19 protein-coding genes are annotated in these 25,983 nt (G+C 63.7%); 5 read left to right on the forward strand and 14 right to left on the reverse strand.

All coding sequences use genetic code 11. The annotated features are described in order from the left end of the window. Nucleotides 1-171: 171 nt before the first annotated feature. The 11 genes from G3480_RS27615 to G3480_RS04395 all read right to left on the reverse strand — a co-directional run bounded on the left by G3480_RS27615 (nt 172) and on the right by G3480_RS04395 (nt 15,190). Nucleotides 172-339 carry a hypothetical protein gene (locus G3480_RS27615; protein ID WP_167752454.1) on the reverse strand — a complete coding sequence of 56 codons (168 nt, stop codon included), beginning with the start codon at nt 337-339 and terminating at the stop codon, nt 172-174. Further along, entirely contained in the window at nt 332-922 is a 591-nt protein-coding gene (locus G3480_RS04350) for an electron transport complex protein RnfA (protein WP_164652452.1), read from the reverse strand. Before G3480_RS04350 ends, G3480_RS27615 begins: the two co-directional genes overlap by 8 nt. Beyond that, the gene (gene rsxE, locus G3480_RS04355) at nt 912-1,574 is read right to left on the reverse strand and encodes an electron transport complex subunit RsxE (protein ID WP_164652453.1); all 663 of its coding nucleotides are present in this window, start codon (nt 1,572-1,574) and stop codon (nt 912-914) included. Before rsxE ends, G3480_RS04350 begins: the two co-directional genes overlap by 11 nt. Nucleotides 1,575-1,592: 18 nt before the next feature. Then, nucleotides 1,593-2,279, reverse strand: coding sequence for an RnfABCDGE type electron transport complex subunit G (locus G3480_RS04360; protein ID WP_164652454.1), 687 nt, complete (start codon nt 2,277-2,279; stop codon nt 1,593-1,595). Nucleotides 2,280-2,385: 106 nt separating this feature from the next. Then, complete coding sequence (locus tag G3480_RS04365) at nt 2,386-3,432, reverse strand: RnfABCDGE type electron transport complex subunit D (protein ID WP_164652455.1); 1,047 nt, start codon at nt 3,430-3,432, stop codon at nt 2,386-2,388. A gap of 207 nt (nt 3,433-3,639) precedes the next feature. Next, nucleotides 3,640-5,082: an electron transport complex subunit RsxC gene (rsxC, locus tag G3480_RS04370; protein WP_164652456.1), complete on the reverse strand. Its 1,443-nt coding sequence runs from the start codon at nt 5,080-5,082 to the stop codon at nt 3,640-3,642. Between the two features lie 166 nt (nt 5,083-5,248). Continuing rightward, nucleotides 5,249-10,204, reverse strand: a complete 4,956-nt coding sequence (locus G3480_RS04375; RefSeq protein ID WP_164652457.1) for a 2-oxoacid:acceptor oxidoreductase family protein — start codon at nt 10,202-10,204, stop codon at nt 5,249-5,251. Between the two features lie 179 nt (nt 10,205-10,383). Continuing rightward, nucleotides 10,384-11,250, reverse strand: a complete 867-nt coding sequence (locus tag G3480_RS04380; RefSeq protein WP_164652458.1) for an RnfABCDGE type electron transport complex subunit B — start codon at nt 11,248-11,250, stop codon at nt 10,384-10,386. 409 nt (nt 11,251-11,659) lie between these two features. Then, nucleotides 11,660-12,520, reverse strand: a complete 861-nt coding sequence (locus G3480_RS04385) for a COG3904 family protein (protein WP_164652459.1) — start codon at nt 12,518-12,520, stop codon at nt 11,660-11,662. A gap of 5 nt (nt 12,521-12,525) precedes the next feature. Further along, on the reverse strand, nt 12,526-14,118 hold the full coding sequence (hisF, locus tag G3480_RS04390; RefSeq protein WP_164652460.1) for an imidazole glycerol phosphate synthase subunit HisF: 1,593 nt from the start codon (nt 14,116-14,118) through the stop codon (nt 12,526-12,528). 73 nt (nt 14,119-14,191) lie between these two features. Continuing rightward, a complete protein-coding gene (locus G3480_RS04395; protein WP_164652461.1) occupies nt 14,192-15,190 on the reverse strand; it encodes a MerR family transcriptional regulator in 999 nt (332 codons plus the stop codon). A gap of 330 nt (nt 15,191-15,520) precedes the next feature. Here G3480_RS04395 and G3480_RS04400 point away from each other — a divergent pair, with 330 nt between their 5' ends. The 5 genes from G3480_RS04400 to G3480_RS04420 all read left to right on the forward strand — a co-directional run bounded on the left by G3480_RS04400 (nt 15,521) and on the right by G3480_RS04420 (nt 21,894). Further along, nucleotides 15,521-16,603, forward strand: a complete 1,083-nt coding sequence (locus tag G3480_RS04400) for a polyamine ABC transporter substrate-binding protein (RefSeq protein ID WP_240905579.1) — start codon at nt 15,521-15,523, stop codon at nt 16,601-16,603. Nucleotides 16,604-16,624: 21 nt separating this feature from the next. Next, nucleotides 16,625-17,761: an ABC transporter ATP-binding protein gene (locus G3480_RS04405; protein WP_164652463.1), complete on the forward strand. Its 1,137-nt coding sequence runs from the start codon at nt 16,625-16,627 to the stop codon at nt 17,759-17,761. Then, nucleotides 17,758-18,678 (forward strand): ABC transporter permease subunit, encoded by a 921-nt coding sequence (locus tag G3480_RS04410; RefSeq protein WP_164652464.1) that lies wholly within the window; start codon nt 17,758-17,760, stop codon nt 18,676-18,678. Before G3480_RS04405 ends, G3480_RS04410 begins: the two co-directional genes overlap by 4 nt. Further along, nucleotides 18,675-19,475: an ABC transporter permease subunit gene (locus tag G3480_RS04415; protein WP_164652465.1), complete on the forward strand. Its 801-nt coding sequence runs from the start codon at nt 18,675-18,677 to the stop codon at nt 19,473-19,475. Before G3480_RS04410 ends, G3480_RS04415 begins: the two co-directional genes overlap by 4 nt. Before the next feature lie 241 nt (nt 19,476-19,716). Beyond that, entirely contained in the window at nt 19,717-21,894 is a 2,178-nt protein-coding gene (locus G3480_RS04420; RefSeq protein WP_164652466.1) for a methyl-accepting chemotaxis protein, read from the forward strand. Nucleotides 21,895-22,166: 272 nt separating this feature from the next. Here G3480_RS04420 and pnp read toward each other — a convergent pair whose 3' ends face one another. The 3 genes from pnp to truB form a co-directional block, all read right to left on the reverse strand. After that, nucleotides 22,167-24,266, reverse strand: a complete 2,100-nt coding sequence (gene pnp, locus G3480_RS04425) for a polyribonucleotide nucleotidyltransferase (RefSeq protein WP_164652467.1) — start codon at nt 24,264-24,266, stop codon at nt 22,167-22,169. A 322-nt stretch (nt 24,267-24,588) separates the two neighbouring features. Further along, nucleotides 24,589-24,858, reverse strand: coding sequence for a 30S ribosomal protein S15 (gene rpsO, locus G3480_RS04430; protein WP_164652468.1), 270 nt, complete (start codon nt 24,856-24,858; stop codon nt 24,589-24,591). A gap of 207 nt (nt 24,859-25,065) precedes the next feature. Next, complete coding sequence (gene truB, locus G3480_RS04435) at nt 25,066-25,983, reverse strand: tRNA pseudouridine(55) synthase TruB (protein WP_164652469.1); 918 nt, start codon at nt 25,981-25,983, stop codon at nt 25,066-25,068.

A 25,983-nucleotide genomic window follows, 5' to 3' on the forward strand; every position in this document is an offset into this window, starting at 1 on the left:
CCTCTTGCTCCTCGCTCCGGCGACGCGCGGCCGCCGGGGTGTGATCTCAGTGTGATTTGAAAAGGGATCGGCGCGGAGGGTGGACGAGCGAGAGCGAAGTCCACCGAATGCCGCGCCATCGCTGGTGGACTGCGCTGCGCTTGTCCACCCTACGAGAGGCCAACGGGTCTATCAGCGGCGCTCGCAGTGCCCGCTGCCGCAAGAGCAGCCACCGCCTTCCGGACGGTAAGGACCGAGCTGCGGATGGCTGGCGGCGAAGCGTGCGTAGATCCGCTGGACGGCCACCCAGCCGGCGAGCACGACGAAGACGACCAGAGGCGCGAGCAGGAACTTAGCCATGCGAACCTCCCAGCCCGGCGAAGCCCATGAAGGCCAGCGACAAGAGCCCCGCGAGCATGAGGCTCATGGCCGCGCCCTGGCTCACCGAGGGCACCCGCGTCAGTGCGAGCTTCTCGCGCAGACCGGCCATCAGCATCAGCGCCAGCGTGAAGCCGACGCCGGCGCCGAGCGCATAGACGATGCTCTGGACAAAGTCGTATTCCTTGGTCGTCTGGAAGAGCGCCAGCCCCAGAATGGCGCAGTTGGTCGTGATCAGCGGCAGAAAGATGCCGAGCGACCGGAACAGGGCCGGGCTGAAGCGCTTGACGAACATCTCAACCAGCTGCACGGCCGAGGCAATGACGGCGATGTAGCAGATCAGGCGCAGGAAGAGCAGATCCAACTCGGTCAGCAGCCAGTTGATGCCGAAGGCGGCGGCGGAGCTGACCAGCATGACGAACATGGTCGCCAGCCCCATGTTCCAGGCCGTGTCCTTCTTGGCCGAGACGCCGAGGAAGGGGCAGATCCCCAGGAAGAGCGCCAGCACGAAGTTGTTGACGATGGCGGCGTCCAGAAAGATCAGCGAAAGCGGTTCAGCGTGCATCTGCGGTCACCCCGATCGGCCCCGTCGCCTTGCGCTCCTTGCGCAGACGCAGCCAGTTGAACAAGAGGAGCCAGGCGCCGAGGACGAAGAAGCCCCCGGGCGGCAGGATCATGACGATCCAGGGCTGAAAGTCCGCGGGAAAGAGCGAGATCCCAAGGATGGTTCCGTTGCCGAGAATCTCGCGCACGGTGCCCAAGCTCAGGAGCGCCAGCGTAAATCCGGCCCCCATGCCAAGGCTGTTGACCAAGGTCGTCATCAGCTTTTGCTTGGAGGCATAGGCCTCGGCGCGACCCAGGATGACGCAGTTGGCGACGATCAGCTGGATGAAGGCGCCCAGCGCGGCATAGAGTTCCAGGCTGATGGCCTGAATCGCATAGTCCACGATGGTCACGAAGGTCGCGATGATGACGATGTAGCTGGCGATGCGCACCTGCTTGGGGATCCAGTTGCGCAGCAGCGACACCAAGAGGCTGGAGCAGACCAGCACGAAGGTCGTCGCCAGCCCCATCGCGAGCGCGTTGACGGTGGTGCTGGTGACCGCCAGCACCGGGCACATCCCGAGCAGCATGACGAAGACCGGGTTCTCTTCCCAGAGTCCGCGCAGGAAGGTGTCCGGTGTCAGGCGCTCTTCGGTATTCGGCAATTCAGCCATTGGTCTCGCCTCTTTACTTCAGTTCTGTTGCGTCAGCACGGCCAGATCGCGCGCGATGGCCGGTACCGCTCGCTGGGCGGCGTTGTTCGCCGCGCGCCCCATCGCCTTGGACGAGATGGTTGCGCCCGAGATGCCGTCGATCTCCCAAGACTGGGTCTTGGTGCCGTGCTTGACGGTGACGATCTCATTGGCGAGCGCGTCGCCCCCATCATTCAGGCGCGCGTCCAGCGCCTCGAAGTTCTTGAGGAACGCGGGATCGAAATCCAGCTTGTCGCCGAAGCCCGGGGTCTCGTTCGACTGCAGCACCTTGCTGGCCGTGATGCAGGCGCACTCCGGGTCGTAGGCGAACATGACATTCACCGGCCCCGCGTAGCCCAGCGCGGATCCGGTGATAGCCACCCCGACCAGCCCGCCGTCTTGATCGTAGGCGCCATAGACCAGGGCACCGTCCACGCCCTCGCCTGCCGGCGACAAGGCGCCGTCAGCGGTGATGACGAAGTCGCGCTTCCCCACGGCGCCTGGCAGCACGCGAAAGACCGCCTGTTCCGTCAGGACACGCTGGTTCTCCGCGATGATCGGCAGGGTGAACTGATAGACCAGGGCCACGAGCAGCCCGGAGATCATGGCGATACCGCCGAGTGTCCGGAGCATCGCCCAAGCGGGCGTGCGCGGCTGTGGTGTCTGGATCTGAGCTTCTAGATTCATGGCTTCAAACAAGGTGTTTCGGAGTGCGACCGCTGTAGGCGAGGCCGACGTCAGAAGGCCCAGAGCATGGCGTCGGGTTGGGCCTCAGCCCAGATGTCCCGAGCGCTCACCCCTGCGATTTCCTCGACGATGTCCCGTAGACGCGCGGTTGGGTCCAACTCGAGATCAAGGGGCCAACCGCGTTGCCGATCAGGATGGCGTACATCACGCCTTCCACGAGACCGCCGAACAGCCGGATGATGACCGTCAGGCTGCCGATGAAGAGCCCGTAGATGACGACGCCGCGGGCCGTCACCGGCGAGGCCACCATGTCGCTCGCCATGAACCAGGCTGCCAACATCAAGCCACCCGAGCTGAGCACGAACCAGGGGCTCGGATAGTGACTGGCGTCGGCCAGCCAAAAGGGCAGCGCCGTCAGGGCGGCCCCGGCCAGCACGCTGACGGGAATGCGCCAATCGAGCATCCGCTGCCAAGCGAGCCAAAGGCCGCAGATGAGGATGAGCAGCGCAGAGGTCTCCCCGGCCGAGCCCGCGATCATGCCGGTGAAGGCATCGGTGAGCGGCGGCTCGATGTGCTGGAACTTCTGAATCGCCAGCGGGGTGGCGCCGCTCCAACCATCGAGCTGAAGTCCGGCAACCCAAGTGTCCACGGGGATCGGCTGCATGAAGGGCAGCGTCAGGGTCGAGGGGATCAGCTCGGCAAAGCGGCCAGGCGCAAAGGCCGGCGTCCAGGTGGTGATGGCGACGGGGAAAGCGGCCTGAACGAAGGCGCGACCGACCAGGGCCGGATTCATGACGTTGTAGCCCAGACCGCCGAACAGCGCCTTACCGAGCGCGACGCCGACGAAGGCGGCCACCGCGGCCATCCACAGCGGAAAGCCCGGCGGCAACGTCAGGCCGAGCAGCAGACCCGTGATGACGACCGACCAATCCGACACCGTGTTGCCCTTGCCGCTCAGACGCGAGAAGAACCACTCCGTCCAGATGGCCACGCCGGTGGTGGTCGCAAGCAGCAGGAGCGCACTGAGACCGAACTGATAGACGGCGAAGGCGCAGATCGGCAAGAGTGCCAACACCACGGTCCGCATGATTTTCTCGACGGACACCACGCGCTTGAGGTGGGGTGAGGTCCGGATTTCGATGCCTTTATCCATTGGGTCTTCAGTAATCAGTGGTCATTCGTAGGGTGGACGAGCGAGAGCGACGTCCACCGAATCCCGCTCCGGCGGTGCGTGTGCAACGCGACGCTGGAGCGTGGGAGCGAGACGATCTGCCTTTGCGCCTGCATCGGTGGACTGCGCTGCGCTTGTCCACCCTACAAGGCTTCGCGTCCTTTGCGCCTTTGCGGTTCGATTCTCAGTTCAATGCTGCTTCTGCTCGTGGTGCTTCTTGGCATCGCGGTTGATCGACTTGGCGATGCGGAAGTACTGGGTCAGCGGGATGTTGGAGGGGCACACGTAAGAGCAACAGCCGCACTCGAAGCACTGGTCGAGGTGGTACTCCTCGGTCATGGTCCCGTACTCGCGTGCCACCGCCAGCTCACCCAGCATGGATGGGTTGAGCGAGATCGGGCAGGCGTTCAAGCACTCGCCGCACTTGATGCAGGGGTAGACCTGACGTCGGACGACATCCGGGGCCTCGGGCTGGAGCGCCACCACGCCCGAGACAGACTTGGTGACTGGCACGTCGAGCGAGGAGACGGCCATGCCCATCATGGGCCCGCCGAGGATGACCTGCCCCACAGGTCCGTTGAGACCGACCTGGTTCAGCAGGAAGCGCACGGGTGTGCCGATAGGCACCATGAAGTTGCCCGGATTGGCGACGGCCGGACCGCTGACGGTGACCACACGCTCGATGAGCCCCTGGGTGTTCGGCAGCAGGTCGCCCATCTGCGCCAAGGTGCCGACGTTGAACACCGCCACGCCGACGTCCGCCGTCAGCCCACCGGTCGGGACCTCGAGATCCAGCAGGGCCTTGATGAGCATCTTTTCGGCGCCTTGCGGATACTTGGTCCGCACCGCCTCGGCGGTGATCGGCAGATCCTTGGGGATGCGGGCACGCAAGTGGGCAATGGCATCGAGCTTGTTGTCCTCGACGCCGATGATGGCCCGCTCGGCACGGGTGGCGCGCAGTGCGATCTTGATGCCGCGCAGGAGCGCGTCCGTCTGCTCCAGCATGATGCGGTGATCGCAGGTCAGGTAGGGCTCGCACTCGCAGCCGTTCACCACCAGGGTATGGATCACCCGACCTGCAGGGGGATGCATCTTGACGTGACTCGGGAAGGCACCGCCGCCCAGACCGACCAGCCCGGCGTCCTGCACCGCCTGGATGATGTCCTTGCCGCTCATCGTCTCCGGCTCGCGATGCTCGCCGTAGAGCACCTCCTGGCTGGCCGCGTGGTAGACCTTGAGATAGATCGCCTGGGTCTTGGGTCCCTCTGCGGTCGGCGCCAAGCCGATGGCACGGATCACGCCAGTCGCCGGCGCGTGCATGGGCACGGAGACGAAGTGGTCCGCCACCGCGATGGGCTCGCCGCGCACCACCTCCTGACCGACCTTGACGATGGGCACGGCGGGCCGCCCCTTGTGCTGCTGCAAGGGGATGACCAGCTCGTCCGCGAAGGGTAGACGACGGATCGGCTTATGCGCCGTTAGCTCCTTGTGCTCGACGGGATAGATCCCGTGATCGAAGGTCTTGTGGCGCTGAAAAAGACTGACAAAACCTGAATTCAACCGCTTCACAAATCCGAACCGACCCGTCTCCACGGCAAGCTTCGAATCCAACACAGCCGTCTGATGCTTCATGGTGTCACCGCCGCTCGCGCAAAAAATCTGAGACTGCTCCCTGCCCTCGCTCCCACGCTCCGCGTGGGAGTCTGTTCACACCGCACCGGCGGTGAGTGGCCCGCTACGCGACGTTGGCATGTCGCGACCGGCTCCCATGCAAAGCCTGGGAGCCGGATAGAGCCCTTTACTGGTACTTCTCGGCGCGCTTGACCAGCTTATCGAGACCAGCCTCGGCGGGGTTCCAGGGCATTCCGGGATGGATGCAGTTGGCCGTGCACTTCTCCGCCGCCTTCACGATGTCCTTGAAGGGCCCAGCCTTGGGATCGACGATCTCGACCTTCTTGTCGGCGTTGTACTTGAAGATCTTGGGGTTGATCCGGACGCACTCGTCGCAAGCGGTACACTCGGGTGTCTCGACCCAGACGGGCTCCCAGTCGGCCGCAGCCCCATTGTTACCCGAGCCGTTGACTCCGGCGTGAGCGGCACCATTGCCGTTGTGACCCTTGCCGTTGGCGGGCGTCGCATCCGTCAGTCCGGCAAGCCCGTCGCCGACGGCCATCGCCAGCAGGCTGCTGGTGAGCTTCTGGGCGATCTCGGCCTTAGCGGCGTTGCGCACGGCCTCGACGTCGACCTTGTTCAGCTCGCCGCAGATACCGCGCAGCTGGGTCCAGAATGCGCGGCGCTCCTCGCAGCTCTGCACCAGCTCCTGGGCGACCAGGACCCGCATGAGCCGATTCTTGGCATCCACGCCCCAGACGTAGGGATAGACACCCTCGCGCTCGTCGTGCGTCAGCTCCAGGAAGTCCGCGATCGGGACCATGGAGTCATTCCAGGTCTCTGGCGGCGCCTTGCGGAAGTGCTTGCGGAAGCGGCCTTCCGTCATGGCGAAGTCGACAAAGGTGAAGGGCACCTCCATCTCCGCCGCGTTGCCCTTCTCGTCGGTGTAGTTCAGGGTCCAGTTGATCCAGTCGGCGTCGGTATCCGGGTTGCCCTCGATAGAGCAGCATTCCTCGAAGCTCGCGCCTGCGTCCGGATCGTAGCGGAACAGCGGATAGGCACGCGATTCGACCGCCATGCGGGCATGCTTGTTCGACATGTCGTCGCCGATACCGTGCTCGGGCTGGCAGGAGGTGTAGACGTTGAACAGGGCCGGACGGCGCGCGTTCAGACCGTCGATGTAGCCCTCCAACAGATGCGTCAGATGCGAGGCCGAGCTGTTCAGCACGAAGCTGGTGCGGTGCGCCATGCCGATGAGGCCCACCTCCTTGCGGATTTCGGTCTTGCCCTTCCACTGCTTCCCATAGGGCGCCATGTCGGCGACCTGACCAACGAAGCCGGACGTACAGGACTGCCCGCCGGTGTTGGAATAGCTTTGAGTATCCAGCACGAAGATCTTGACCGGCGTCCCCGACATGAGCGCGCGCGACAGGTTCTGGAAACCGATGTCGTACATGGCCCCGTCACCGCCGACCGCAACGACCGGCGGACAGAGCAGCCATTCCTCGTCCGTGAACTGCTTCCAACCGAAGTAGGTCAGGTTGCAGTCGGGATCGGCCGCGTTGAAGTGTCCTTCCAGCTCCAGGCGGGCCTGACGGATCGCCTTGAAGCCCTCTCCCATCTTGCGCATGTGTCCCTCGAAGAGACCCATGGCCATGGATGGCGCGTCCTGGAAGAGGTTGTTCGACCAGGGGAAGGGATAGGGGTTGTAGGGGAAGGTCGCGCCCCACACCGAGCTGCAGCCGGTGGAGTTGACGATACCCATATCGGCGCGGCGGTGCTCGCCCGCCCCACTCAGGGACTGCCCCAGGTACTGCGCCTTGAGGTGACGCAGCTTATCCAGCAGACCAGTGACGAACTTGAGCCACTCCGGGTCCACCGGCTGGGCACGCTGGTCGAGCAGCTCCGCCGACAGCTCGGAGAGGGTCAGGTCGTTGTCCTTGTGGGCGTCGAGCGCCTTGGTGATGGCCGCGCTGTTGCTCAGGTCCATGCTCTGCGCCAGCTTGAGGCGCACATGGGTCTCGAGCCGGTTGATGAGATCGTCGATCTCGGCCAGATGACGCTTGACGCGCGGCTGCATCAGGGCGGTGACCGTTGAGGTGAAGAGGTGCATCACCGTCTTCTCGCCGCAGCCCATGCAGGAGCCGTCGCCCGAGACCATCGACTGGTAGTTGCTCTTGTCGAGCAGCAGGGTCTCCAGGGCACCGACCTTGTCGTCCAGGTCCTCGATGCGGATGAAGTCCGGGTCGGTGGTCGGCAGGTCGAGCCAGAACTGCCAGCGGCCCTGCATCTGCTTGATGCTATCCGCCGTCTGCGGCTCGGCGACCAGGGCGCCATCATTGCAGACCTCGATGCACTCCATGCAGCCCTTACAGGTGTAGGGATTCACCGTGATGCTGAAGAGACCGCCGCTGCCCTTCTGCTTCTTCTCACGGCTGCCCCAGTAGGGCTTGGTCACGGCAAGCTGATAGTCGCCGAGCGCCTCCATCAGAAGACCAAACTCCTTTTCGACCGCGGCTTTCTGCTCAGAATCCCCCTCGAAGGCGGCCAGCGTTTCGAGCACCGCCTGATCCATGAGCTGAGGCATATCGGCCGCCTCGCCCGCGCCCTCGATGAGGCCGCGCAGACGCTTCTCGACGTTGCGGGTCTCGCGACGCAGATACTGGGTCGGCATGCCGCGCTCGACACGCGCGATGGCGGTCGCGAAGACATCCGAGATCTTGCTGACCAGACCCGGGATGGCGCTGTCTGGGCAGACCGCGAAGCAGCTGCCGCAGGCGGTGCAGTTCTCGGGCAGGAACTTCGGATACTCGAAGCGGATCTGCGTCATGTCGCGGTAGACGCCGGTGGACGCCGGCATCAGCGACAGCGCCATGTGCGGATCGGCCAGGTTGTCGCTGCCGCGCCCGGAGGCGTAGAAGGAACCGGTCTGCTCCCAGAAACGATGCACGTCGGCGATGCGACCATCATTCTCAGGCAGGGTCTTGAGCATGATCGGCAGACCAGGCTCTTTGCGAGACATGAGCTGACCGGCGACCAGGGGCTTGTCGGTGATCTCGACGATCTCGTCGAAACCACGGCGCACGATGCGCAAGTTGTCCTGCACCACGCGCTCGCCCTTGGAGCCAAACTTCGAGCGCAGCTGTTCCTCGATGGAGGCGAAGAGGCCGGTCTCATCGAGCCCGGCGCGTTCCATCAGCGGCGAGGCGGCGAAGAAGGCGCCCTGGAAGGCGTTGCCCTGCATGCGGAACTGCAGCTCGGCATTGGACGCCTCTTCACGGGCGATCTTGAAGCCGTCGATGTAGAAGACGCGAATCTCGTGATCGACGATGAATTTGCGCGCCGCCGGCGGGAAGCTGGCCCACACCTGCTCAGCGCTTTCCAGGCTGGACTGGACGACGAAACGGCCGCCGCGATCCAAGCCGGCGAGCGGGTTGGAGTGGGTGAAGACGTTGGGGTCCGGACTCAGGACCACGTCCACATAGGTGTATTCGCAGTTGAGCCGGATCGGCTCTGGCGCAGCCGAGAGGAAGTAGGTGGTCGGCTGCCCCTTCTTCTCAGAGCCGTACTTGGGATTGGCGCGGATGTCGTAGCCCAGCAGGTCATAGAGCGTCATGGCCAGGTTCTTACCCGTGGTCACGGCACCCCAGCCGCCGACCGAGTGCATGCGCACGGTCACGGCACCCTTGGGCAGCAGGTTCGGATTCTCGCTGCCGCGCAAGGCCATGTCACCAATGGTCGGGTAGGCATCGCGCAGCTTTTGGATACGGATCTCGTCCTTCGGATCCGCGGCATCGCGGATGAAGTCGATCGAGAGATAGTAGAACTTACGGCGCTTGCCCTCGGGCAGCATGTTCTCGACCGCCGCGATAAGCCCCTCTGGCTGCAGGTCGCGCGAGCCCAGACCGTAGCAGCCGGAGAAGAGGCGCGGCATGTCACCCTGTTTGTAGGTCGGGTAGCTCGGATAAGGCAGCTCCTCGCCCTTGGCGGCCATGCCGTTCTCGATGCACTTGGTCAGGGCCGCACGGGTCTCGCGCATGATCGGCAGGTCTTCCGCGAGCGGCTGATCGGTGCGCTCGAGGATGGCGACGCCCTTCCTGCCCTGCAGCAGGCGGGCGATGACGTCGCCGGGGAAGGGACGGAACATGGTCATGTTGACCACGCCGATCTTGAGCTTACGCGTCTCGCGCAGATAGTCGGCCACGGCCTCCGCCTGCGTCACCATGCTGCCCTGCCCGACGATGATGTAGTCGGCATCCTCGCAGCGGTAAGACCCCGCGCGCTGGTAGCGACGTCCGGTCAGCTCATGAAACTCGTCCATGACCTGATCGGTGATCGCTTCGATGTGGTCGAAGAAGTAAGGGCGCTGCGAGGCCACGGACTGCATGTAAGCGTCCTGGTTCTGCACGGTACCCGAGGTGACCGGATTGTCGACGTCCCACACCAGGGGCACGCGGCGACGGCTTGGGCCATAGACCAGACGCTGCGCCGGGGTCGGGCAGTCGATGACGTCGTCGGGACGCCCCAGGAACTCCTCGACCAGCGCACGCTCGGGCACCATGAGGGGCTCGATGAGGTGGGTCGTCAGGAAGCCGTCTTGACCGACGGCCGCGGGCGTCAGCGACAACTCCGCAATCTTGCGAGCAATGAGGTTGAGGTCCGCCGCTTCTTGGGCGTTCTTGCCGAAGACCTGGAAAAAGCCAGTGTCGTCGATGCAGTGGTAGTCGTCGTGGGCGCAGTGGACGTTGAGGCTCGACTTGGTGATGGCGCGAGAGCCAATGTTCAGCACATAGGGAAGACGCTTGCCGACCGCCGCGTAGAGCGACTCGTGCATGAAGGCGACGCCCTGCGCGGACGAGAAGTTGACCGCGCGCAGGCCGGTCATGGACATGCCGGCGGTCACTGCAGCCGCGGCGTGCTCGGACTCGGGCTCAACGAAGATCAGCGGGTTGCCGGAGATGTTGAGGTGGCCCTTGGCCGTCTCCTCGGCCCAGTATTCGCCCATCTGCGTCGAAGGCGTGATCGGATAGGCGCCAGCGGCATCGGATGCCTCGCGCTCGCACATGATGACGGCGCTGTTGCCGTCCATCGCCATACGGGTGCCAGGGTACTTGTACTGCTTTTCGTCTTTCTTTCCGAACATCGGCCTTCTCTAGTGTTGAGTCACCCCAAGGCGCACCAAGGCCGCAGAGCGGCGCACGCGCGGGGTGGATCTGTTCGTTATTGTTGGATCAGGTCATCGGACTCCTTGCACCGAATCTTTGATCGTCATCCAAATCAATCTCGAGCACAGGGCTACCCGGGGCCCGCCCGATGGCGGACTCAGCCCACAGGAAGCGCCCGCTTGCGAACCACTTTTCGGGCATCACGCCCCTTTAGGACGGCGCCGTTCTCTTCCAGCCAGACAATCGCGCCCGTTGGGCAGCGCTCAATGGCGACCTTCGAGGCCAGGCTGTTGTTGGTGTAATCGACGACCGCCAGATTGTTCTGGATGGTGATGAGACCCTCTGGCGAATCCTGCTCACAGCGACCGCAGGCGGTACAGGCCACCTCGCAATGGTGTTCGGCGAGATCGCCGAACTCCAGATTGAGGCAGGCCACCCAAAGCCGGTGGCTGACCGGATGCAAGCTGAAGAGATCCTTGGGACAGACTGTCACGCAGTCGCCGCAGGCGGTGCACTTGTCCTCGACCACCACCGGAATGCCTTGGGCATTCATGTAGATGGCATCGAACTCACACACCACCTCGCAGTCTCCGAAGCCCAAACAACCCCAGGCGCAGCCACGCCCGCCGCCGGAGACCAGCGCCGCGGCCCGACAGGACTTCAGTCCGCTGTAGTTGGCACGCACATAGGCCACGTTGCCGCCACCCGCGCAGGCCAGCCTGGCCACGCGCTGCTCGCTCGCGCCCAGACCCACACCGAGAAAATCGGCGATGATCTGGTTCATCGACTTGGAATTCGCCGTGCATCGCGATGGCTCCGTCTCACCCTTCACCAACATCTCGGCGAAGGGCCGACAGCCCGCCGTACCACAGGCACCGCAATTAGCCATAGGCAAGAGACCCTCGACCTGGTCGATGCGAGGATCCTCGAAGACGTACAGCCGCTTGTTCGCGATGACCAAAACCAAGGCGAGTAGTACGCCTAGCGCGGTCATGAAGCCCACGGCAGTGAAAATGGTTGCCATATACTGCTAGTCCGGCGAAGGGCAAACAGGAAAGCGCGGACTCAGAGAGAAAGTACCGCATCACCAAGCAGAGGATTCCCGCGAAGCGCCGAGAACCACTGACGACGGGCAGCACTGGAGCGCCACCGCAATGAACATGAGTAGTTTACGGAATTGTGATCTATTAAGAATGCTAATTATGTAAATCGTCAGTATTTAAATTTGAAAAATATCCATTAAAATCAGTCAATCAGCGACCAGAGACGACTTTGGAGAGGGATGGTTCTGACGAGCAGCGACCAGACAGCGAGGCCATATCGGCCTCAGCCAACTGGGAGGAAGGAAGATCGGAGCGAGCTGAAAGCCGCCTGAGACCGCAGACGGCTCGCTCGCGGCTGAGGCATTTTGAACCGAAGGCTGGCGGCTGAGACTATTCGAAGCCGTCGACGACCCCGGTCACGAGTCCGGTCGCCAAGGCATCAGCAATCGGAATGAGGAGAATCTTGTCGTTGGGAACAGACGCAGCCGCGATCGCGACATCAGCGTCGACCCCCATCTCGCGCAGATACAGGAAGGAATCCGCCACATAAAGCTGGCCGCCTTCATGCGTGCTATAGCGACGCGGAACCTTACTCTGATGAATCCCGAGTTTGGCCTCGGCGGTCACATAGCGCTCCACCCCGCCCGCAAGCACATCCACGCAGGCCGAAGCGCAATAGCCGTCCACCGCCGTGCGCAGTCCGTTCGCACGCAGGTAGCGCCCCAGCGTGCGCGCTTCATAGACCGAGCCCCCAGGGCTATTGATCACCAGCCCGATGGCCTTGCGCCGACGCAGTTCCGCAGCCGTGCGCTTGGCAAACCCTGGCGCGATCTCCAAACCGTCGATCCGCAGCCAGGCTGTGCGCAGGCTGCCGTTCGGCTCGAAGCGCACCAGGGCAGACACCTCACCGGTCATGGTTTCGAGCTGTTGGCAGGCGGCGACCGCGCGGCTGACCAGATCCGACGGCCGGCTCTGGTAATCCTGGGCGAGCTGATTGGAGCGCTCGATGATGGATTCGATCGGGATCTTGTACTTGTCTGCCGCCACGATGACGACCGCATCCGTGACGGCCACATCATTCCATTGCCCGACCCGCAGCAGGTGACAGGCGGCAATCGTCGAGAGCCGCTCATCAAGGCTCAACGCCTGCGCCTGACCGCCGCCCTCCGACCGTCCAGCACCCAGGGAGGTACAGCCCACAAGGGCCGAGAGCCCAAGAATGCCGACGAGTATGAGGACGATTCGCGGCATTCAGATCAGGTCCGGGTCTCGATCCCTTGTTCGCGCAGATAGGTCTTCACGGCCATGATGGGAACCTCCCGACGGTGGAAGATGCCGGCAGCCAATGCGGCCTCCACGCCGGTCGCCTCGAAGACCTCGGAGAAATGCTCGACACAGCCGGCGCCGCTGGAGGCAATGACCGGGATGCTCACGGCCTCCCGCACGGCCCGAACCAGCTCGATGTCGAAGCCAGCCCCGGTGCCGTCGCGATCGATGGAGTTCAAGAGGATCTCTCCTGCCCCAAGGTCCTCACAGGCCCGCGCCAGCTCGACGACATCGACGTCACGGCCTTCGCGTCCGCCCTTGACCGTACATTGAAACCAGCAGCAGCGCTCGCCATTCGGCCCCGGCACCTGAGTCTCCACCGTGACGTGATCGGTCATAGTGGGCGAATCGACATAGACGCGGCGTGGGTCGATCGAGATGACGACGGCCTGATTGCCGTAGACCCGGGCGATTTGCTCGATGGCGGTGCTGCCGTCCTTTTCACCGCCGCGCGCCTTGTAGGCCTCGACGGCATAGACGGCGTCGGAGCCAATAGAGATCTTGTCCGCGCCTGAGCGAAAATAGGCGTCGGCCACACTGAGCGCTGAGTAATGCTTACCCTTGGCGTCGGTAAACTCACGGATACCGCCGCCGATGGTGAGCGGGACGAAGACCTTCTCAGAGGTCCGCTTCAAGACCTCCAGCATCGGCTGATCCGACAGCGGGAAGTCACGAAAGCCGGTGATGTTGAGGAAGGTGATCTCGTCCGCGCCCTCCTCGTAGTAGCGTTGCGCCAGCTCGACGGGCTTACCCAAGTTCCGCACCTCGCCCGATTCGCGCACGTCGTACTGATCGCCCTTGGTCACGACCAGATCGCCCGCGTCGTTGGAGCGCACATCCAGGCAGGCGATGATGCGTTTGGCGAAGCGCGTCGGCTCCTGACGAGCTGGCCGCTCCAGGGCCGGGGCAGAGCGATCCTCACCTGCCAAGAAGTGACGCAGCAGACGCAGGCCCGCCTCGCCGCTCTTCTCCGGATGGAACTGCACCGCCCCGACGCGCCCCTTTTGCACGGCACTGAGGAAGGCGGCGCCATAGTCGGTGGTGGCAAGGCGCCAGTCGGCATTCTCAGCGCTCGGCTCGGCACGATAGGAGTGCACGAAGTAGAGTTTCTCCCCGGCATAGTCGGCAAAGAGCGGCGAGGCACGCTCGACCCGCACATCGTTCCAACCCATGTGGGGAACGGACAGGGCTTGCGCGTCAAAGCGACGGATCTGCCCCGGAATCAGGCCGAGACCTGCCACGCCGGGCGATTCCTCGCTGCTCTCGAACAGGGTCTGCAGCCCGATACAGATACCGAGATAGGGCCGCCCCTCCGCCAGATACGCCTTGAGAGGCTCGACATAGCCAAGCCGGTGCAGGCGCTCCATGGCCGCTCCAAAGGCGCCCACCCCAGGAAAGATCAACCGCTCGGCCTTGAGGATGTCCTCTGGCCGCTGGATCTCGGTCAGGTTGAAGCCAAGGGCGTGAATTGCATTGCGCAGACTGCGGACGTTGCCCGCGCCATAGTCCAGGAGCGAAATCATAGGTTGAATCCAGGGAGCTGATGAGTAAGCGGAGCACCGACGGGGCATCGGGGCCCGGGCCGCTATTCTAGCGCTAAGCGTCGCCTGGGTTTAGCGGTTCCGCCGAGCCTGGCTCCTCCGGAGACGCGGCGCGCTCCAAGGCCGCCTCCATCAAGGCCCGCGCCCGCACCGTGCATGCGCCGATGAAGGTGATGAGTGCCGGGTCCTCTGAGCTTTGGTCGACGCACTCCGAGCCATAGGTCTCGAACGCCGACAAGGACGCGACCAGATCCACCAGGTGGCGCGACCAGTTGCAGTCCCCTGCGGGCGAGACAGCGGCGAGACGCGCAAGCTCAGCGTCGGAAAATTTACGCGGAGCCGGCTCCCCCAGTCCTTCCAAGACCGTCGCCTCACCGCCCCCTGCTGGGCGACGCAGCCCTGGCGCCAGCGCGATGCAGTCCTGACAGAGGGCATCGACATCCACCGGAGCGCGCCGCGCGATCACGCGGTTCCCATCGAGCAGACGCAATGCCGAGCAAGTCGCGAATCCGTAGACCAGGAGGGCACGCGCGGCGCCGGAGCGCTGGAGCAGTCGATTGACCTCGCGGACGCTCTCCGCATGCAGGGTTGGGAGTTCCAGCACCAAGACATCCGGAGGCTCCTGGTGTGGAGCCGCCAACAAGGCATCGGGCGAGCTGAAGAAACCCAGAAACTCGATCCCTTGCTCGCGACTGGACTCCCCGCGCAGCCGGTCCGCCAGATAGGCGCCGCAGACCAAGACGGAGCAGGGACGCTCGGTGATCGAGAACCGCTCGGGTAGCTGCGCACCGCGCATCCGCTCACGCAGATCCAGCAGGGAAAGGTTGGCGACACTGCTGATAGCATCTCCACCATCGACGAGACGCTTGATCAAGGACAAGCGTGCGACGTCCTCCGCCGCGTAATGCCGAGTGCCTGCTTCGGACCGCACGGGCGTCACAACATGGTAGCGGCGCTCCCAAACGCGCAGGGTATCGGTCGGAACCCCGGTGAGACGGGAAACGGTGCCGATTCGAAAGGTCTGCCCCGACTCCGGTGGATCACGATCGGTCAAAAGTAGGTCCTCGAAATGATCTTGTGATGCAAACGGTTAATGGGTTCGCACCCCCGCTCGTCCAAGCCCCCGCCAGGAGTTCGAAACGGCCGGCACCAAGAAGACTGAGGTGGCCTTTACCCCAAAGCACCCCAGAGCCGCACGTCAATCAACCCAACGACCTCGAAGACAACCGCGAGATCGGCGCCACGCGAGGTCGCCCGACAACGATGCGCAAGACCGCCGACATGCAGTAGCATTGTTCGCCGACCCGATCCGAACCACCCGAACTGACCCCATTGTTACGATGGTATTTCCAAGAGGTGACAATTGACCAATCGACTCAAAGGTCTGCGCGCCCTGCTCCCAGCCCTGGCCATCGGCTGCTGCCCGGCGGTCCAGGCCGAGGAGCAAGTGCATCTCTACAACTGGAGCGACTATTTCGCCGAAGACACGCTCCCCAACTTCCAAGCGCGCACCGGCATCCGCCCGGTGCTGGACGTCTACGACGCCAATGAGGTGCTCGAGGCCAAGCTCTTCGCCGGCGGCAGCGGATACGATGTCATCTTCCCCACCGCGCGCCCCTTCGCGGCCCGTCATATCAAGGCCGGACTCTATCAGCCGCTGGACAAGTCCAAGCTACCCGGACTCGAGAGGCTGGATCCGGAGATCATGGCCAGCCTCGCATCCATCGATCCCGGCAACCAATACCTAGTCCCCTACATGTGGGGCACCTCTGGCTTGGGTCTGAATGTCGAGAAGGTCAAGGCGGCACTCGGCGCCGAGGCCAAGCTCGACACCTGGGCGCTGATCTTCGATCCGGAGCAAGCCGCCAAGCTGAAGGACTGCGGCATCGCCCTACTCGACGACCCGACCGAGGTCTTCTCCGCCGCGCTCGCCTATCTGGGAAAAGACCCAAACAGTCTCGACAAGGCCGACCTGGATGCCGCCGCCGCGGTCATCAAGGGCGTCCATGCCAACATCCGCTACTTCCACTCGTCACAGTACATCAGCGACTTGGCGAACGGGGAGCTATGCGTCGCGCATGGCTATTCGGGCGACGTGCTGCAGGCCCAGGAGCGCGCGGAGGAAGCTGACAAGGGCATCGAGATCGCCTACAGGATCCCGCGCGAAGGCGCCGCGCTGTGGACGGATGTCATGGCCATCCCGAAGGACGCCCCCCACCCGGACGCCGCCCATGCCTTCATCGCCTACCTTCTCGACCCCCAGGTGATCGCCGATATTTCGGACTACGTCTTCTATGCGAATCCCAATCTGGCGGCGACGCCCCTCATCGAGGCAGAACTGCGCGAGGATCCGGAGATCTATCCTCCGCCGGAGGTGAAAGCGCGTCTCTTCGTGCCCAACGAACGCAGCGACCGAGAGATCCGGACCCTGAACCGACTCTGGACCCGCATCAAGTCCAATCGCTGAGGAGCACAACGGATCCCGCCCATGGCTGTCAGCAACGAACGGCGCCTGCTCGAACCCTGGCAGGATCCGAAAGCGCCTCCTTATCTGCGCATCGACCGTGTCACCAAGACATTTGGTGATCTCTACGCGGTCGATGACGTCAGCCTCAACATCTTCAAGGGCGAGTTCTTCTCACTGCTCGGCAGCTCCGGCTGCGGCAAGTCCACCTTGCTGCGCCTGCTCGCGGGCTTCGAGTACCCGACGTCGGGCAGGATCTACATCGACGGGGTGGACGTCACCGACGTCCCTCCCTACGCCCGCCCGGTGAACATGATGTTCCAGTCCTACGCCCTCTTCCCGCACATGACGGTGGAGCAGAACGTCGAGTTCGGACTCAAGCAGGACCGCGTTGCCAAGAAGGAGCGCCAGGAGCGTGTCGGCGAGATGCTGGACCTGCTCAAGATCATGGAGCTTCGCAAACGCCGCCCCGACCAGCTCTCCGGAGGGCAGCGCCAGCGCGTCGCCCTGGCACGCAGTCTGGCGCGGCACCCCAAGCTCCTGCTCCTCGACGAGCCGCTCGGCGCACTCGACAAGCGTCTGCGCGAGAGCACCCAGTTCGAGCTGGTCAACTTGCAGGAGCGGCTCGGGATCACCTTCGTGACCGTCACCCACGATCAGGAAGAGGCCATGACCATGTCGACGCGCATCGCCGTCATGGACGCGGGCCAGATCATGCAGGTCGATACACCGACAGCCATCTACGAGTTCCCGAACTGTCGCTTGACCGCGGAGTTCATCGGATCCGTGAATCTGTTCGAGGGCAAGGTGATGGAGCGCGAAGGCGACCAGGTCCTGATCGAGGCACGCCACGGCGGCATCCTGCGGATGCGCAGCCTCCATCCGCATCCGCTCGGGACGCCAGTGACGGTCGCGATTCGCCCGGAGAAGATGCGGCTCAGCGATGGCCCCGCCGAGGACGGCGTCAATCGGTTGAGCGGCGTGGTCGAGGACATCGCCTACCTGGGCGACGTCTCCATCTATCGCATCCGCGCCAACGGCGGACAGCTGGTCGAGATGACGCTCACCAACATCCAGCCGCGTACCGAGCAAGCCTTGACATGGGAGCAGGATGTCAGCGTCGAGTGGTCACCGACCAGCGGCGTGGTCCTGACCGAATGAGCATCGGCGCCGGTCCACAGTCGCAGGGCAGCCGTCGGCTGAGCCGCCTGGTCAACATTGGCATCCCCTATGTCTGGCTCGGGGTCTTCTTCCTGCTGCCCTTCGTCATCGTGCTGCAGATCAGCGTCGCCGAGCCGGCGCTGGCGCAGCCGCCCTATACGGCGCTCTGGGAGTGGATCGATGACGGGCTGCTGCAGATCCAGATCAATCTGCGGAACTTCATGCTGATTGGGGAGGACGACATCTATCTGGCGGCCTTTCTCAACTCACTCTGGGTCGCCCTTGTCTGCACCCTGCTCTGCCTGCTGCTGGGCTATCCCATGGCCTATGCCATCGCAACCGCGCCGGAGCGCTGGCGGGTGCTGCTCCTGATGTTGATCGTGCTGCCCTTCTGGACCTCTTTCCTGATCCGCGTCTATGCCTGGATCGGCATCCTCAATTCCGGCGGATTGCTGAATACCTTCCTCCTTTGGCTCGGCGTCATCGATCAGCCCATGCAGATCCTGCATACGCAGACGGCCGTCTATATCGGCATCCTCTATTCCTATCTGCCCTTCATGATCCTGCCGCTCTACGCCAACCTGACCCGACTGGATCCCACCTTGCTGGAGGCCGCCGAAGACCTCGGTTGCCGGCCGATGCGGGCCTTCGTCGAGATCACCCTGCCCCTGTCCAAGCCGGGGATCATCGCGGGCAGCATGCTGGTGTTCATCCCGGTGGTCGGCGAGTTCGTCATCCCGGACCTGCTTGGCGGCCCGGACAGCCTCATGGTCGGCAAACTGCTCTGGACCGAGTTCTTCTCCAACCAGGACTGGCCGCTGGCGTCGGCGCTCGCCATTCTGCTGCTCGGGCTGCTCGTCGTGCCCTTCGTCCTCATGCAGCGCATGCAGCAGACCATGGATGAGACTCAGCCATGAAGCGCCGCGCCTGGCCACTGCTCGGAGTCCTGGCCTTTGGATACGCCTTTCTCTACGTCCCCATCCTGCTGCTGATCTTCTATTCCTTCAACGAATCCAGGCTGGTAACCGTCTGGTCCGGGTTCTCGGTGAAGTGGTACGGCGAACTCTTGCACAACCGCCAGCTCCTCGACGCGGCCTGGCTGAGCATCCGCATCGCGGCGACCAATGCCACGGTCGCCGTGGTGCTGGGCACCTTGGCGGCGAACGCCCTGGTCCGGCATGGGCGCTTTCGTGGACGGACCGGTCTCGAGCTACTGCTCACCGCCCCGCTGGTGATGCCGGATGTCATCATCGGCCTCTCGCTGCTGCTGCTCTTCGTCGCCCTGCGGGAGCTGATCGGCTGGCCGGACGGACGCGGCTTCACCACCATCACCATCGCCCACATCACCTTCAGCATGGCCTATGTCGCCGTCGTCGTGCGCTCACGCCTCGGCCAGATGGATGCCTCGCTGGAAGAGGCCGCCATGGATCTCGGCGCCCGCCCGCTCGGCGTCTACCGACAGATCACCCTGCCACTGATCGCGCCAGCCCTGCTCTCCGGCTGGCTGCTCGCCTTCACCCTCTCGCTCGATGATCTGGTCATCGCCAGCTTCGTCTCAGGGCCAGGTGCGACAACCCTGCCGATGGTCGTCTACTCAAGCGTCCGCATGGGCGTCTCGCCGCAGATCAATGCGCTAGCGACCTTGATCGTCGCCGTCGTGACCCTGGCTGTCGTGATCGCGGGGATTTCCCTGGGGCGCAAACCGGGACGCTGAGCCGAGCTGCGCGGATATCGACGCGGGGACTCCTTGAGTCAGCCCTCCCGGAATCTGCTTTTTCGGGCACGCAAGCGCCTGAACTCTAGTCCTGGTCGTCGCCGAAACGGCGGATCTCATGGAAAGCGTGATCCCCGACGCACTCTGGTCCTGAACAAGACTGATAATCTAGCGCGACTATGCTTGGCAAGGACAAGGACCAGGGACGGCTTTCAGGTCTAGGTAACGCCGGATACTCGCCATGAAACGCTCCAAAAGCGCGGTTTCCGCGCTCTCCATCCGCAAGCTCCTCGTCTTGCTCCTCGTCATCAATGCTGCCGCCCTAGCCCTGCTGAGCGGGGTTAGCATCATGAGCAATGGCGAGATTCGGGGATCACAGCGCGACTTGATCGAGATCTCCGAGATCCAGGCGAACCGCAGCGAGATCCTGACCGCGGTGCAAGGTTTGCTCGTCAGGCAATCGCAGATCATGGCTGCGGCGAGCAGCAATGCGCTGCAGGCGGCGGCGGACCGCTCGGCACTCGAGTCCGCCAGCCGCGAGTCAATGGCTGCGCTGCACAGCGCGCTGTCGAACCCATTACTGCAGTCGACGCGAACAGAGGCCGAGCTGCAAGGGCTGAACGACGCCTTCGCGAGCCTGCTGAGCGCCGATACCCATGTCTTCCAACGAACGCGTGAGATCCTGCGACTCGGCGAGCAGCAAAGGTCGCTCGCTGCCGAACTCGAGACCACCTTCGCCCTGTTGCAGTCCAGCGCAGCAGACCTCTCGAACGACGTCGACTTCATGGCGCTCAGCGCGCAGATCGCGATGAAGAAGCTCCTGCGGGCAGCGCCCGACGACCCGCCCGCTCGCGATCAAGTGGAGCAATACCGCGAGGCCGGGAAGCGGCTCATCAGTGACGAGATCCGCCGGGCCAAGGATCTGATCGCGCAGATTCAGCTCGAGATCGCGAGTCTTGCCGCGCTCACGGGCACCATCATCCAACCGCATGACGCCAGCAGTCTTACCACCCTGGTCGAGAATCGGCTGAGGCCCTTGATCGAGAGCATTGACTCCGCGCTCAAGCAGCTCGCCGCACTGCTCGCCAATAGCGACGCGGACCCGGGTGACCAGGGTCTCCAGCAGCAGCTCGCGCAGCTCAAGGCGCAACTGCTCGACGCGCCGGAGTCGCTTGCACTGACCGCCGCCGCGATCACTGAGAGCCGCGAGGCGCAAGCCACTGCCGTCGCTAGTCAGCAGGCGGCCACGCGTCGCGTGACGACGGCGCTCGCGGCGCTCGGACAGATCACGGACAGCAAGCGCACTGAGGTCTCAAGCGCGACAACGTCGCGACTGGATGGCACCCAGATGACCATACTTGCGGTCAGCGGGCTGACGCTCCTCGTGGCGTTGGGCATCGGCGGCGGCATCATTTTTCTGGTTCTGCGTCCGCTCCGATACATCACCGAGGCCCTCCAGGACATCGGACAGGGCGAGGGTGATCTCAGCAAACGGCTCGCCCCGGGCTCTGTCGTCGAGATCAACGCCCTGGCCAACGGCTTCAATCACTTCGCCGCCAAGGTCGAGTCGCTGGTTGCCAATGTCGTCGACGCCAGCCATCGTCTGCGTGATCAGGCAGGCAGATCGGCCGAGGTGTCACACCAGATCAGCGAGCAGCTGCGCCAGCATCAGCAGGAGACTGACCGAGTTGCCGCCTCCCTGAGCGACCTCTCGCAGAGCATCGCCATGGTCGCCGCCAACGGGCAGCATGCCTCGGACACCGCACATCAGGCTAAGGATCAGGCGAGCACTGGCCGCGGTATCGTCGAGGACTCGCGATCCGCGATCGAGGCACTCGCCGCCGAGATCGATGAAGCAGCCACCTCATTGATCACGCTTGGTCAGGACACGAGCAACGTCAACCGGGTGCTCGACGTCATCAACGGGGTCGCCGAGCAAACCAACCTGCTCGCGCTTAACGCGGCGATCGAGGCGGCACGCGCGGGCGAACAGGGACGCGGTTTCGCCGTGGTGGCCGAAGAGGTGCGCACGCTTGCTTCCAAGACACAGGAGTCGACGATCGAGATCGCGGAGATCCTCGAGCGCTTGCGGAGTGGCTCAGCGGCTGTCAGCAGCACGATCAGCGCCAGCCACGAGAAGGCGACCACTGCGGTTGCCCTGGCGAATGACACCAATCGGACGTTCGATGGCATCGCGGAAGCCATCGCCTCGATCAATCAGATGAGCGGGGACATCTCCAGCGCGGTGCTCGGCCAATCCGAGGCGACCGACGCCATCGATTCACAAGTTAGCAGGATCCACGCTGCGAGCCTCGCCACGGCCGAGGAGGCCGAGCGCGCGGCACAGATGGCCGCGGAACTCGCCGACCTCGGGCGTGAACTCGCGTCCATGGTCGCTCAGTTCAAGGTAGGAAGCTGACCGGGACAGCGGCCAGCCTATTTTGACGAGGAGACTTCGGGATCATCTGCGTTCCGCGAAAACCATTCGCGGAATGTGCTAGGCGCCTTTCGCTCTATGAAAGTGACCATCAACAACTTCCCCCCTTTCGCAAAGGGGGGCCAGGGGGGATTTCGGACGGGATCGCTCACATCGGGAAACAGTTGATGGGCGCTTCCTATGGAGTGACCAAGGGCGGATCCTGAAGAGCGATCCGCCCTGCCGGGCGAAGCGCCCAGCATCACTCCTCAGTATCACTCCCCAGGCTCGACGGCCTTCATGCTGAGGCGGATACGGCCCTGCTTGTCGACTTCGAGCACCTTCACGCGCACCACATCACCTTCCTTGAGCTTGTCGCTCACGGACTGGACGCGCTCCTCGCAGATCTGAGAGATATGAACCAAGCCATCACGTCCGGGCAAGATGGTGACGAAGGCGCCAAAGTCCATGAGCCGCGCAACCTTACCCTCGTAGATCTTGCCGACCTCGACATCTGCAGTGATGAGGCGAATCCGCTTCTTGGCCTCTTCGCCCGCGGCCTTCTCGACGGAGAAGATCTTGACCACGCCGTCGTCGTTGATATCGACGGTCGCGCCAGTCTCTTCGGTGATGGAGCGAATCACGGAGCCGCCCTTGCCGATGACGTCGCGGATCTTCTCGGGATGGATCTTGAACTCGATGATGCGCGGCGCGTGCTCGGACATCTCCAAGCGATGGCTGTCGATCACCTTGTTCATCTCGCCAAGGATGTGCATCCGACCATCCTTCGCTTGGGCCAAGGCGATCTCCATGATCTCCTTGGTGATGCCCTCGATCTTGATATCCATTTGCAGGGCGTTGATGCCCTCGCCCGTGCCGGCAACCTTGAAGTCCATGTCGCCGAGGTGGTCCTCGTCGCCCATGATGTCGGTCAGAACGGCGAATCGCTCGCCTTCCTTGATCAGACCCATGGCGACACCGGCCACCGGCGCCTTGATGGGCACACCGGCGTCCATGAGCGCCAGACTGGTGCCGCAGACGCTGGCCATGGAGCTGGAGCCGTTCGACTCGGTGATCTCCGAGACCACACGGACCGAATAGGGGAATTCCTCAATGCTCGGCATGATGGCAAGGACGCCGCGCTTGGCCAAACGGCCGTGGCCGATCTCGCGACGCTTGGGGCTGCCGACGCGCCCCGACTCTCCCACGCAGAAGGGCGGGAAGTTGTAGTGCAGCATGAAGTGCTCGCGGCGCTCGCCGTCGAGTGCGTCGATGATCTGCGAGTCGCGCTCGGTGCCGAGCGTCGTGACGACGATTGCCTGGGTCTCGCCGCGGGTGAAGAGCGCCGAGCCGTGGGTGCGCGGCAGGACGCCGGTGCGGATGGTGATCGGGCGCACCGTCTTGCCGTCACGGCCGTCGATGCGTGGATTACCGGAGAGGATCGACTCACGAACGACCTTCTTCTCGAGCTTTTCGATGGCCGCCCGCACCTGCAGCTCCGTCCACTTGGGTGCGTCGCCCGCACAGAGCCGCTCAATGACGACCGCGCGCGCGGCGTCCAGTGCAGCGTAGCGCTCTTGCTTCACCTTGATCTGATAGGCCGCCGCAACTTGTTCGCCGCACCCGCTTTGAACCGCGTCGGCAAGCTCCAGATCGGCCTCAGGCGGCGACCACGCGAGCGGTGCCTTGTTGACCTCGGCGGCCAGCTCGCGGATGGCCTGGATGACGACCTGCAGTTGCTCGTGGCCGAAGAGCACGGCGCCTAGCATCACCTCTTCCGAGAGGCCGCGCGCCTCGGACTCGACCATCAGCACGGCCTTGTCGGTACCGGCAACGATGAGATCGAGATCGGAATCAGGGCTCAGCCCCACAACCGCCGGATTGAGGATGTATTCGCCGTTCTTGTAGCCGACACGCGCGGCGCCAATGGGTCCATTGAAGGGCAAGCCCGACACGGCCAGCGCCGCCGAGGCGCCGATCAAGGCCGGGATTTCAGGATTGACTGCGGGATTCAGCGACTTGACAGTCGCAATGATCTGAACCTCGCGGGTAAAGCCATCGGCGAACAGGGGGCGGATCGGTCGGTCGATGAGTCGCGCGGTGAGAATCTCGCCCTCGCTCGGACGTCCCTCGCGGCGAAAGAAGCCACCTGGAATGCGCCCGGCGGCATAGGTCTTTTCCTGATAGTCGACCGTCAAGGGCAGGAAGTCACGCTCGACGCCGGGGCGCTTGTCCACAACCACGGTGACGAGGACCACGGTGTCGTCAATGTCGACCATGACAGCACCATCGGCCTGGCGCGCGATCTCGCCGGTCTCCAGCTTGACTGTCTGGTCTCCGAATTGGAATTGCTTAACGATGGGAGTGGGAATCACGGAAAAATCCTCGGGGGGTGTTTGGGCCGTCTGGGCTGCGGACCCTGGTGCACTCCGACCTTGGCTCGAGCCAGCAAGAGAACGGGCGGCAGCGATTGCTGTCTGCTCGCGGTGCGGCCCAGGGGCTGCGGCGAGCCGGCAAGCGGACGGTCGCAAAGCGGCCGTCCGCTTGCCGAGAGTGGGACGCATCTTAGGCGATTTCTGTCGAAGCTCATACCAGCAGAGGTATCTCGAGATCCGCCTTCCCTGTCGCACCGGCGGTGCTCCTTGAAGGCGAACCTCGATCCGCTGCCATCGGCGATGAGATTGTCCGACAATCGCTTTAGCGACGCAGCCCCAGACGCGAAATCAGATCACGATAGCGGTCCAGATCCTTGCGCTTCAGATAGTCGAGCAGCTTGCGGCGGGAGTTGACCATGCGTACCAGTCCGCGGCGGGAGTGGTGATCATGCTTGTGCTCTTTGAAGTGCTCGGTCAGTTGCTGGATGCGTGCCGTCAGCAGCGCAACCTGGACCTCGGGCGAGCCGGTATCACGTTCGCCACGCGCGTATTCGTCAACGATCGTCTTCTTGTCCTCAGCGGTCATCGTCATTGCAGTCTCCTAAGTGTCTTCAAGGATGAAGGAAAAGGCCATGCCCAGCAGCCTGAGCCGCCAGGAGAATCCACCCGACAATGACTTCAGGGGGATTCAGCCGGTCGATAAAACGGGTCGAAATTCGAGTGCTTCTGAGAAGTCTGTCGCTGCACCGACCGCTCGAACAGAGGCTCCGAGCACTTTAGGCGCTAGCGTTGAGAGCCCCTAGATCAGACGCTTCGGCTGCACCTTACCATCGTCACTGATGACGCCCACGCCGACGAAGCGGGCGGACGCATCATAGAGGCGCACCAAACCATCGGTCGGTGCCTGCGGCACCAGAACCGCTTGCCCCTGACGCAGATAGAAGGCCGCATCCTCTGAGAGCCGGACCGCCGGACAGTGTCCAAGCGCGGTATCCAGCGGCAGCAGCAGTGCGTCCAGGGCTGCAAAATCCCCTTGGTCGGCAAGCGCTGCGACCTCGTCAAGGGAGATGAAGGGCGCAGCGGACTCGAGGTACGGCCCTACACCGGTGCGTCTGAGTTCGATGACATGGCCGCCGCAGCCCAGCGCCTTGCCGATGTCCTCCGCCAGGGTGCGCACATAGGTACCCTTGGAGCAATGGACATCCAGCTCGATCTCGGGCAGGTCGCAGGACACCAGATCGAGCGCGTGGATGTCGATACGGCGCGGCTGGCGCTCGACCTCGACACCCTGCCGAGCAAGCTTGTAGAGCCGTTGCCCCTGGTGCTTCAGCGCAGAATACATGGGCGGCAACTGGTCGATGCCCCCAGTGAACTTGACCAAGACTTGCCGCAAGCGGTCCTCGTCGACGCCCTCGACCGGCAAGGTCTCCAACACCTCGCCCTCGGCGTCGGCCGTCGTCGTGGTGATCCCCAGCCGCACCCGCACCCGATACCGTTTGTCGGCGTCCAGCAGGAAGGCCGAGAACTTGGTGGAATCACCTAGGCAACATGGCAGTAGGCCAGTTGCGAGCGGATCCAGACTGCCGGTGTGGCCAGCCTTGGCTGCGCGATAGTGGCGTTTGACACGCTGCAGCGCGTCGTTCGAGGTCAAGCCGAGTGGCTTATCCAACAGTAGGATGCCGGTGACATTGCGTCCCGGATTGCGGCGGCGTCCCAT

It is taken from the genome of Thiorhodococcus mannitoliphagus, assembly GCF_010915725.1.
Taxonomy (GTDB): domain Bacteria; phylum Pseudomonadota; class Gammaproteobacteria; order Chromatiales; family Chromatiaceae; genus Thiorhodococcus; species Thiorhodococcus mannitoliphagus.